At 44.6% G+C, this 10,493-nt stretch carries 10 protein-coding genes, 2 rRNA genes and 1 riboswitch; all 12 genes read left to right on the top strand.

Going from position 1 to position 10,493, the window contains the following annotated elements:
• Window positions 1-188: ribosomal RNA gene (locus I5J82_RS18590) — 23S ribosomal RNA — on the top strand; the annotation flags it as partial.
• Between the two features lie 88 nt (window positions 189-276).
• A 5S ribosomal RNA gene (gene rrf / locus I5J82_RS18585) occupies window positions 277-392 on the top strand.
• Between the two features lie 571 nt (window positions 393-963).
• On the top strand, window positions 964-1,491 hold the full coding sequence (locus tag I5J82_RS18580) for a DUF2179 domain-containing protein (RefSeq protein ID WP_066390813.1): 528 nt from the start codon (window positions 964-966) through the stop codon (window positions 1,489-1,491).
• A 3-nt stretch (window positions 1,492-1,494) separates the two neighbouring features.
• A complete protein-coding gene (locus I5J82_RS18575; RefSeq protein WP_198769272.1) occupies window positions 1,495-1,698 on the top strand; it encodes an NETI motif-containing protein in 204 nt (67 codons plus the stop codon).
• Window positions 1,699-1,781: 83 nt separating this feature from the next.
• Window positions 1,782-1,884, top strand: a riboswitch (purine riboswitch).
• Between the two features lie 105 nt (window positions 1,885-1,989).
• Window positions 1,990-2,475: a 5-(carboxyamino)imidazole ribonucleotide mutase gene (gene purE, locus I5J82_RS18570; protein ID WP_066390815.1), complete on the top strand. Its 486-nt coding sequence runs from the start codon at window positions 1,990-1,992 to the stop codon at window positions 2,473-2,475.
• Window positions 2,468-3,622, top strand: a complete 1,155-nt coding sequence (purK, locus tag I5J82_RS18565; RefSeq protein WP_233096682.1) for a 5-(carboxyamino)imidazole ribonucleotide synthase — start codon at window positions 2,468-2,470, stop codon at window positions 3,620-3,622. Before purE ends, purK begins: the two co-directional genes overlap by 8 nt.
• The gene (purB, locus tag I5J82_RS18560) at window positions 3,619-4,911 is read left to right on the top strand and encodes an adenylosuccinate lyase (RefSeq protein ID WP_198769270.1); all 1,293 of its coding nucleotides are present in this window, start codon (window positions 3,619-3,621) and stop codon (window positions 4,909-4,911) included. The genes purK and purB overlap by 4 nt, the downstream gene beginning before the upstream one ends.
• A 324-nt stretch (window positions 4,912-5,235) precedes the next feature.
• Complete coding sequence (gene purC, locus I5J82_RS18555) at window positions 5,236-5,958, top strand: phosphoribosylaminoimidazolesuccinocarboxamide synthase (RefSeq protein ID WP_198769269.1); 723 nt, start codon at window positions 5,236-5,238, stop codon at window positions 5,956-5,958.
• Window positions 5,946-6,200: a phosphoribosylformylglycinamidine synthase subunit PurS gene (gene purS / locus I5J82_RS18550; protein WP_137791366.1), complete on the top strand. Its 255-nt coding sequence runs from the start codon at window positions 5,946-5,948 to the stop codon at window positions 6,198-6,200. Before purC ends, purS begins: the two co-directional genes overlap by 13 nt.
• Window positions 6,197-6,880 carry a phosphoribosylformylglycinamidine synthase subunit PurQ gene (purQ, locus tag I5J82_RS18545; RefSeq protein ID WP_066390821.1) on the top strand — a complete coding sequence of 228 codons (684 nt, stop codon included), beginning with the start codon at window positions 6,197-6,199 and terminating at the stop codon, window positions 6,878-6,880. Before purS ends, purQ begins: the two co-directional genes overlap by 4 nt.
• Window positions 6,864-9,095, top strand: a complete 2,232-nt coding sequence (purL, locus tag I5J82_RS18540) for a phosphoribosylformylglycinamidine synthase subunit PurL (protein WP_198769268.1) — start codon at window positions 6,864-6,866, stop codon at window positions 9,093-9,095. Before purQ ends, purL begins: the two co-directional genes overlap by 17 nt.
• Window positions 9,071-10,489 carry an amidophosphoribosyltransferase gene (purF, locus tag I5J82_RS18535; RefSeq protein WP_066399607.1) on the top strand — a complete coding sequence of 473 codons (1,419 nt, stop codon included), beginning with the start codon at window positions 9,071-9,073 and terminating at the stop codon, window positions 10,487-10,489. The genes purL and purF overlap by 25 nt, the downstream gene beginning before the upstream one ends.
• Window positions 10,490-10,493: the final 4 nt, after the last annotated feature.

Here is a 10,493-nt window from a genome sequence, read left to right as displayed (position 1 = left end):
TAGCTGGGTAGCTACGTGTGGACGGGATAAGTGCTGAAAGCATCTAAGCATGAAGCCCCCCTCAAGATGAGATTTCCCATCACGCAAGTGAGTAAGACCCCTTAGAGATGATGAGGTTGATAGGTCTGGTGTGGAAGCGTGGTGACACGTGGAGCTGACAGATACTAATCGGTCGAGGGCTTATCCTTAAAAAGCATAACGTTTGGAAACGTCGTATCTAGTTTTGAGAGAACATACTCTCTAATTTAATAGATCATGGTGAAAGTCATGGTTAGGTCTAGTGATGATGGCAAAGAGGTCACACCCGTTCCCATACCGAACACGGAAGTTAAGCTCTTTAGCGCCGATGGTAGTTGGGGGTTTCCCCCTGTTAGAGTAGGACGTTGCTAGGCAAAGAAGGTGGGACGAACTTTATGTTCGTTCCATCTTTTTTTGTATTAAAAAGGCTGCTTTTCTTTACCCTTTTATTATTAAATAGCTAGAAATATAAACTTTGGAATCATTTGAAAGTTGAAAACAGTACATTCGGGATATAAATAAAGAGTTTTTATGAAAGAAGAAAGGTCTAACTTACTTGCCTTCATATTTATAAGTCCTCAAATGAATTTATAAGTCTTCAAAAAATTTTATAAGTCTTCACCAAAGTTTATAAGTCCTCAAAAATATTTATAAGTCTTCACCAAATTCCCACCTCTAACCCGGAGCTTAAAACCATCTAAAAAGGAAACTTGGCATCTGCCAAGCTTTAATTCAATTTATAAAGGAAGCTCGGCATTACGCCGAGCCTCGTATTCAAACCCCAAACCCAAAAAGGAAACTTTGGCATCCGCCAAGCATCCGCCAAACTTCCTACTAAACTCCTCTAAAATCTACAACTGTTTTTGCATCAATTCTCCAGTTTCCAACTTGTCCAAAAAGTGTTATCCTTAACGAAGTATTTTTCACCTTGGGAGGCTTGCCATCATGTTAGATAATGCGTTCGTCATGGTTGGGATCATTTTATTGATCAATATTGTATATGTATCGTTTTTTACGATCAGGATGATCCTGACGTTGAAAGGACAAAGGTACTTGGCTGCCTTTATTAGTGTGTTCGAGGTTATTATCTATGTGGTCGGCCTCGGGCTTGTTCTTGATAACTTAAATGAGATTCAAAACTTAATTGCATATGCGGTTGGTTATGGAATTGGTGTTTTAGTAGGAATGAAGATTGAAGAAAAGCTTGCACTTGGATATACTACTGTTAACGTAATTACGACAAATCTCGAAGGCGGTTTGCCGAACGAGCTTCGCAACAAAGGCTATGGTGTTACAAACTGGCTTGCAGAAGGTCGTGAAGGACAGCGTTTGATGATGGAAATCTTAACATCACGTAAATCAGAAATGAACCTATATAATACGGTAAAGGATTTAGATCCGAAGGCGTTTATTATTTCACATGAACCAAAAGCGTTTCATGGTGGATTTTGGGTTAAGGGTATCAGGAGGTAACAGATGGAGAAGAAACCTTCTAAAAAGAAGTTTGCTGTTGAAGTAGGAGAAACGATCTCGGATTGTCTGGATCGTATGGCCGATGAGGGCTATACACCGGTACGACGTATGGAAGAGCCCGTTTTCCATGAAGTGAAACGCAACGGCAGAATGGAACCAGAAGTAAAGGAACAACGAATTGTATTTGAAGGCAAACTCCTTCAATAATGACCAAAACACGAACATTAAATGTAATATACAACTTAATGTTCGATTTTTGTTGACAAAACAAAACAATCATTGCTACAATAAAACCAGAAGAATAAAGCCCTCATATAATTTCGGGGATATGGCCCGTAAGTCTCTACCTGATGACCGTTATTTCATCAGACTATGAGGGAAAGCATCTTTCTGTCTATTTTTATCGGATACGTATGTCCAGTTGGCTGCTTTCTCTCATATTAGGGAGAAGCATACCAACTGGACTTTTTTATATTTTCTGACAATAAGGAGGCTACCATGGCTAAAGTTGGCGTGATCATGGGAAGTGTTTCAGATTGGGAAACAATGAAAGAAGCGTGTGACCTATTAGATGAACTAGAAGTAGCTTACGAGAAGAAGGTGGTTTCGGCACACCGTACACCGGATCTCATGTTTCAATACGCAGAAGAAGCAGAGCATAGAGGAATTGAAGTGATCATTGCTGGAGCAGGCGGAGCAGCTCACTTGCCAGGTATGGTCGCAGCAAAAACGATCCTGCCTGTAATCGGTGTTCCGGTTCAATCCAAAGCGCTTAACGGCATGGATTCACTGTTATCCATCGTTCAGATGCCAAAGGGTGTTCCTGTCGCGACAGTTGCGATCGGGAAGGCTGGTGCAGCGAATGCTGGGCTCTTAGCCGCACAGATGGTAGCCGTACATGATGAAGGAGTCAAACAACGTTTAAAACAACGCCGTGCTACAGCACAACAACTGGCGATCGAAAGTAGTGAGCTTCTTGTTTAAGACGATAAAACCACAACAAACACTTGGTATACTTGGCGGAGGTCAGCTTGGCCGCATGATGGCGTTGAGCGCTCGTGAGATGGGATTGAACGTTGTTGTTTTAGAGCCAGGTGAGAATTCACCATGCGGGCAAGTTGCGGATCAACAGATCACAACAGCTTATGACGACCGAGAAGGCATCAAGAAGCTTGCAGAACAAAGCGATGTCGTCACATACGAGTTTGAAAACATAGATGCAGAGAGTGCGAACTGGTTAGAAGAGAACGGAAACTTACCACAGGGAAGCCGTCTTCTCTCTGTCACTCAGCACCGTTTAAAAGAGAAAGAAACGCTTCAAAAAGCAAGTGTCCCTGTAGCTCCGTACCGCCCTGTGACCGATCTTCGTTCACTCCAACGTGCGGTGGAAGAATTGGGTTACCCTTCTGTATTAAAAACGTGCAGAGGCGGTTACGACGGAAAAGGGCAGTTTGTAATCAAACATGAAAGTGATCTTGAGATTGCAGCAACACTATTAGAAAAAGAGACAGATTGTGTGCTGGAAGCTTGGGTTCCTTTTGAAAAAGAAATATCCGTAATCGTAACGAGAAGTGTGAGCGGTGAGGTTAAATTGTTTCCGATCGCAGAGAATATACACAAAGAGAATATCCTGCATCAAACGATCGCGCCAGCACGCATCACGAACAAAACAGCGGATCAAGCAAAGCTCCTAGCGGGGTCAATCGCAACGGAATTAGAGCTTGTTGGTACGCTTGCCGTAGAGATGTTCGTCGCAAAAGACGGTACGATCTATGTGAACGAACTGGCGCCACGTCCGCATAACTCCGGACATTACACGATCGAGGCGTGTGAGACTTCACAGTTCGATCAGCATGTACGCGCAGTATGCAACTGGCCGCTTGGCAATACAGAATTAATAAAACCAGCCGTGATGATCAACATTTTAGGTGAACATCATGAGACTGTGTTACGCGAGATAGGAAATTTAGGAGAAGCGAAACTTCATCTGTACGGAAAGAAAGAAGCGAAAGCGAAACGAAAGATGGGGCATATCACGGTTTTAGGTGATACGATTGAACAGGCACTAGAAAAAGCAGAAAAAGTGTCCGCACTATTTTTAAGTGATAACAAAACGGAGGTAACACAATGATTGAACGCTATACACGCCCTGAAATGGGAGCGATCTGGACGGACGAAAACAAATATCAAGCGTGGCTTGAAGTAGAGATCTTAGCTTGTGAAGCTTGGGCAGAACTAGGAGATATTCCGAAAGAAGACGTGAAGAAGCTTCGCGAAAACGCGTCTTTCGATATTAACCGAATCCTAGAGATCGAAGAAGAAACACGCCATGATGTTGTTGCGTTTACGCGAGCGGTATCTGAAACACTTGGTGAAGAGCGCAAATGGGTTCATTACGGACTAACTTCAACAGATGTTGTAGATACAGCTCTATCGTATCTTCTAAAACAAGCAAACGACATCTTAGCGAAAGATCTAGATCGTTTCGTTGAGATTCTTGCTGAAAAAGCAAAAGAACATAAATATACCGTGATGATGGGTCGTACACACGGTGTACATGCTGAGCCGACAACGTTCGGATTGAAGCTTGCTCTTTGGTACGAAGAGATGAAACGTAACGTGGTGCGCTTCAAGCAAGCATCTGACACGGTTCGTTTCGGTAAAATTTCTGGAGCCGTTGGAACGTACGCGAACATCGACCCATTCGTTGAAAAATATGTGTGTGAAAAGCTTGGATTAGAAGCTTCACCGATCTCAACACAAACATTGCAGCGTGACCGACACGCTCATTACATGTCAACGTTGGCACTTATCGCAACGAGCATCGAGAAGTTCGCAACAGAAGTACGCGGTCTTCAAAAGAGTGAAACGCGTGAAGTAGAAGAGTTCTTTGCAAAAGGTCAAAAAGGATCATCGGCAATGCCACATAAACGTAATCCGATCGGATCTGAAAACATGACAGGTCTTGCTCGTGTGATCCGCGGTTACATGATGACAGCCTACGAGAACGTATCCCTATGGCATGAGCGTGATATCTCTCATTCATCAGCTGAGCGTGTAATCTTACCAGATGCAACGATCGCACTGAACTACATGCTGAACCGTTTTGGCAACATCATCAAGAACTTAACCGTGTTCCCAGAGAACATGAAACGCAACATGGAGCGCACGTACGGATTAATCTACTCACAGCGCGTACTTCTCAAATTGATCGATAAAGGAATGGCACGTGAAGAAGCATACGACACAGTGCAGCCAAAAGCGATGCAAGCATGGGAAGAAGGCGTACAGTTCAGAACATTAGTAGAAGCTGAACAAAAAATTACTGAAAAATTAACACCTGAAGAAATCTCTGAATGCTTTGACTACAGTTATCATCTGTCACACGTAGACACAATCTTCGACAGATTAGGGCTTTAAAGGGTTTTATTAGAAAGATCTTTTAAGATTGTTGTTTAAGAAGACTTCATTGAAGTTGATTGAAGTGTAAGATGCGAGACTCCTGCGGGACGAGTGGGCAGGTGAGACCCTCAATGGCGCAAAGCGGCGAGTGGCTCACCGCACGCCCCGCGGAAAGCGAGTATCTGAAACGGAAATCAACCTCCCTAAAGACAACAATGTCACACTAAAAAAGCTTTTAAGAAGTACTTCAACTAAAAAGAGAGTGATCTATTGAGCTCTCTTTCTCTTTGCCTTTTTTAAAAGATTGAATATTGGAAATCTTCATATAACGGAGGGGTCAGGATGGAGAAGTTAGAGCAGCTATACGAAGGAAAAGCAAAACGCATCTACCGCACAACAGACGAAGAAGTCGTCTGGGTAAGCTACAAAGATTCAGCAACAGCGTTCAACGGCGAGAAAAAAGCCGAGATCGCAGGAAAAGGAAGACTGAACAACGAGATCTCATCTATCCTTTTTGAACTGCTCAAAGAGAAGGGAATTCACTCCCACTTCGTAAAACGAGTATCCGAAACCGAACAACTCGTGAAGAAGGTGACCATCATCCCCTTAGAGGTGGTTGTCCGCAACATCGCGGCTGGTTCTTTATCAAAGCGTACGGGAATTCCTGAAGGTCAGATTCTTCCACGCACGATCGTCGAATTTTATTATAAAAACGATGACCTCGGCGATCCGCTTATTACGGAAGAGCATATCGACATCATGAACTTGGCAACGCGAGAGCAACTCAGCCAGATTTTAGAACAAGCGATTCAGATCAACGAAGTGCTCACTTCTTATTTTGTTCAAAAGAACGTAAAGCTCGTCGACTTTAAGCTAGAGTTCGGAACAGATGCTAACGGTAACCTTATGCTCGCTGACGAAATTTCTCCTGATACATGCCGTTTATGGGATGCAGAAACGAACGAGAAACTTGATAAAGATGTATTTCGCCGGGGATTAGGAAGTTTAACAGATGCTTATGAAAAAATACTACAACGTCTAGGAGGCCTATCATGTACAAAGTAAAGGTGTATGTAACATTAAGAGAGAGTGTATTAGATCCACAAGGTAAGGCAGTAATGAGCTCGCTTCACAAAATGGGACAGTCAGAGGTTGAAGATGTACGTATTGGTAAGTATCTAGAGTTAACGCTTCAAAAAGGCGATTATGATCTTGATGAGAAAATCGTGAACATGTGCTCGAAACTTTTATCGAATCCTGTGATTGAAGACTACCGCTACGAGGTGGAGGAGGTTGTCGCACAGTGAAGTTTGCTGTAATCGTTTTTCCAGGATCAAACTGTGACACTGACATGTATCATGCTGTAAAAGATGAGCTCGGCGCTGAAGTTGAGTACGTCTGGCACGATGCAACGAACTTAAATCAATTTGACGGTATTTTATTGCCTGGTGGTTTCTCTTATGGAGATTACCTCCGCTCTGGTGCTATCGCACAATTCTCGAACGTGATGACAGAAGTGGTTAAAGCAGCACGTGAAGGAAAACCGGTTCTTGGCGTTTGTAACGGATTTCAGATTTTACTAGAAACAGGACTTCTGCCAGGAGCGATGCGCCGCAATGAATCATTGAAATTCATCTGCCAGCCAGAAGAGCTAGTCGTTGAGAACACATCGACGATCTTCACGACTCAGTACGAAAAAGGAGAAGTGATCTCCGTTCCAGTCGCACATGGTGAAGGCAACTATTATTGCGATGAAGAGACGCTGCAACAGCTAAAGGCAAACAATCAGATCGTATTCACATATAAAAACAATCCGAACGGATCAGTTGAAAACATTGCCGGTATCACGAACGAAGAAGGCAACGTGCTTGGTATGATGCCGCATCCGGAACGCGCGGTCGATGAGCTGTTAGGTAGCAAAGATGGTCTTAAATTATTTCAATCTATTGTGAAGAGCTGGAGGGAACGTTATGTCGCTGCAACATGAACCAACAAGTTCACAAATTAAAGAGCAAAAATTATACCGTGAGATGGGTTTAAGTGATTCAGAGTTTGAACTCGTAGAAAAGATTATCGGCAGATCTCCTAACTGGACAGAAACAGGACTGTTCTCTGTTATGTGGAGTGAGCACTGTTCTTATAAAAATTCAAAGCCTGTTCTAAGCAAGTTCCCGACAAAAGGTGAGCGCGTCCTTCAAGGTCCTGGTGAAGGTGCTGGAATCGTGGATATCGGTGACGGTCAAGCGGTTGTTTTCAAGATCGAATCTCATAACCACCCTTCAGCGATCGAGCCTTACCAAGGAGCTGCGACAGGTGTTGGCGGAATCATTCGTGACGTTTTCTCGATGGGAGCGCGTCCGATCGCAATGCTGAACTCGCTTCGTTTTGGAGAGTTGGAATCACCACGCGTAAAGTATTTGTTCGAGCAAGTAGTAGCGGGAATCGCAGGCTACGGCAACTGTATCGGAATTCCGACGGTTGGTGGAGAAGTTCAATTTGATCCATCGTACGAAGGAAATCCGCTCGTGAACGCGATGTGTGTCGGTCTGATCGACCATAAAGACATTAAGAAGGGGCAAGCGAAGGGTGCAGGAAACTCTGTGATGTACGTTGGGGCGAAAACAGGCCGTGACGGAATCCATGGTGCAACGTTTGCATCGGAAGAGCTTTCTGAAGCATCAGAAGAAAAGCGTCCAGCGGTTCAAGTTGGAGATCCTTTTATGGAAAAACTCGTTATGGAAGCGTGCCTTGAGCTCATTCATAACTGTGATGCGCTTGTTGGAATTCAAGATATGGGTGCGGCAGGTCTTACAAGTTCGTCCGCTGAGATGGCAAGTAAAGCAGGCATGGGAATTGAGATGAACCTTGATCTTATTCCACAGCGTGAAACAGGAATGACGGCATACGAGATGATGCTTTCAGAATCTCAAGAGCGCATGCTGTTAGTTGTTGAAAAAGGTCGTGAGCATGAAGTAGAAAAGATCTTTGCAAAATGGGATCTTGATTGTGTAACGGTTGGAACGGTTATCGAAGAGCAAGTACTGCGTCTTACTCACAGAGGTGAGATCGTGGCAGATGTACCGGTAGATGCTCTTGCAGAAGATGCTCCGGTTTATCATAAGCCATCAAAAGAACCTGCTTATTATGGTGAGTTCCAAGCGCAAGAAGACTACTTCCCAGAGATTACTAGCTTCAAATCTACGTTGCTATCTCTTTTGAAGCAGCCTACGATTGCGAGTAAAGAGTGGGTTTATAACCAATATGATTATATGGTACGTACGAACACGGTTGTAGCACCTGGATCGGATGCAGCAGTTGTAAGAATAAGAGGAACGAAAAAAGCGCTAGCGATGACAACAGACTGTAATTCTCGCTATCTGTATCTCGACCCAGAAGTGGGCGGCATGATCGCTGTTGCCGAAGCAGCTCGTAATCTTGTATGTTCAGGAGCGCAGCCGCTTGCGGTAACAGATTGCTTAAACTTCGGAAATCCTGAAAAGCCAGAGATCTTTTGGCAGTTAGAGAAATCAGCTGACGGTATGAGTGCGGCATGCAACAAGCTCGCAACGCCAGTCATCGGCGGTAACGTATCTCTGTATAACGAAACGAACGGTGTAGCGGTTTACCCGACACCAGTCATCGGTATGGTCGGGCTTATTGAAGATACGAAGCACATCGTGACGCAAGACTTTAAAGAAGCGGGTGACATCATCTTTCTAATCGGTGAGAGCAAAGCTGAGTTTGGCGGAAGTGAGCTTCAGAAGATGAAAGAAGGACGCATCTTTGGTAAAGCGCCTCACATCGATCTAGAAGTGGAAGAAACAAGACAGCGCGATCTTTTAGCGGCGATTCATAAAGGATTGATTCAATCTGCGCATGACGTTGCAGAAGGCGGACTATCTGTCGCACTTGCTGAGTCTGTGATGGACGGTAAAGTAGGAGCGAGCGTTACGTTAACAGATGAGCCGATCGGAAGTCTTTTCGGAGAATCTCAATCCCGTTTCTTAGTCACAGTAAAACCTGAACATCAAGATGAGTTCCAACAGCTTGTAAAAGACGCAAAAATCATAGGTTTTGTTCGTTCTGAGAGCGGTCTAGCGATCGATAATGAGCAGGGTGAAGAGTTGTTATCCTGCACGCTGCAGGAGATGCAAGACGCCTGGAAAGGAGCTATTCCATGCTTGCTGACATCAAAGGCTTAAACGAAGAATGTGGTGTGTTCGGGATCTGGGGTCACCCCGATGCTGCGCAACTAACATATTACGGGCTGCACAGCCTGCAGCACCGCGGACAAGAAGGAGCAGGAATCGTTGTAACGGATGGTGAACGGTTACGCATTCATAAAGGAAGCGGCTTAGTAAACGATGTGTTCAGCAAAGGTGAACTAGAAGGATTGATCGGACATGGTGCAATCGGCCATGTCCGGTATTCCACTGCAGGCGGCAATGAGCTTGCCAATGTTCAGCCACTCTTGTTCCGTTCGCAAACGAGTTCACTTGCTCTTGCTCATAACGGGAATCTCGTAAATGCCAACGCGCTAAAGCATCAGCTGGAATCGCAAGGAAGCATCTTTCAAACAACTTCAGATACGGAAGTACTTGCTCATCTGATCAAGCGCAGCGGTTATTTTACACTAAAAGAAAAAGTACAGAACGCTTTAACGATGCTAAAAGGCGCATACGCGTTCTTAGTCATGACAGAAAACGAGATGATGGTAGCGCTCGATCCGAACGGATTGCGTCCATTGTCACTCGGTATGCTTGGTGATGCGTATGTGGTCGCTTCTGAAACGTGTGCGTTCGACGTAGTCGGTGCAACATATGTGCGTGACGTGCAGCCGGGAGAACTTTTGATCATTAATGAAGATGGATTAACCGTTGATACTTTTTCGACGTCAGTACAACGCTCTATGTGTTCGATGGAATATATTTATTTTTCACGACCAGACAGCAACATCGAAGGAATCAATGTTCATGCGGCTCGTAAAAGTCTTGGGAAAAAGATGTATGAAGAAGCGCCGATTGAAGCGGATGTTGTAACCGGTGTGCCTGATTCTAGTATCTCAGCTGCGATCGGTTATGCGGAAGCATCCGGTATTCCATATGAGATCGGGTTGATCAAAAATCGCTATGTCGGGCGTACGTTCATCCAACCTTCTCAAGAGCTTCGTGAACTTGGTGTAAAGATGAAGCTTTCCCCGGTTCGAGGAATCGTAGAAGGAAAGCGTGTCGTGATGGTCGATGACTCAATCGTACGCGGAACGACGAGCCGACGAATCGTGAAGATGCTGCGTGCTGCAGGCGCTACAGAAGTTCACGTACGCATAACAGCGCCACCGATCGCGCATCCGTGCTATTACGGCATCGATACGTCCGAACGCGCAGAACTGATTGCATCTAAGCATTCGGTTGATGAGATTCGTGAGATTATTGGTGCTGATTCCTTATCGTTTATTTCCGTAGAGGGGTTGATGGAAGGCATCGGACGTTCGAATGCTGAACCGAACTGCGGACAATGTTTAGCTTGTTTTACAGGACGATATCCAACGGAAATTTATCCAGATACTGTTTTACCATATGAAAAAGAGCTTGTTTAAAGGG

Source organism: Fictibacillus halophilus (genome assembly GCF_016401385.1).
GTDB classification, from domain to species: domain Bacteria; phylum Bacillota; class Bacilli; order Bacillales; family Fictibacillaceae; genus Fictibacillus; species Fictibacillus halophilus.
The sequence above is the reverse complement of the archived record's forward strand: the minus strand, read 5'-3'. Positions and strand labels throughout refer to the sequence as shown.

Coding starts and splice junctions, on each gene's coding strand:
- purB (WP_198769270.1), top strand. CDS start 3,619: ATGATTGAACGCTATACACGCCCTGAAATGGGAGCGATCTGGACGGAC.
- purF (WP_066399607.1), top strand. CDS start 9,071: ATGCTTGCTGACATCAAAGGCTTAAACGAAGAATGTGGTGTGTTCGGG.
- I5J82_RS18580 (WP_066390813.1), top strand. CDS start 964: ATGTTAGATAATGCGTTCGTCATGGTTGGGATCATTTTATTGATCAAT.
- purS (WP_137791366.1), top strand. CDS start 5,946: ATGTACAAAGTAAAGGTGTATGTAACATTAAGAGAGAGTGTATTAGAT.
- purL (WP_198769268.1), top strand. CDS start 6,864: ATGTCGCTGCAACATGAACCAACAAGTTCACAAATTAAAGAGCAAAAA.
- purE (WP_066390815.1), top strand. CDS start 1,990: ATGGCTAAAGTTGGCGTGATCATGGGAAGTGTTTCAGATTGGGAAACA.
- purC (WP_198769269.1), top strand. CDS start 5,236: ATGGAGAAGTTAGAGCAGCTATACGAAGGAAAAGCAAAACGCATCTAC.
- I5J82_RS18575 (WP_198769272.1), top strand. CDS start 1,495: ATGGAGAAGAAACCTTCTAAAAAGAAGTTTGCTGTTGAAGTAGGAGAA.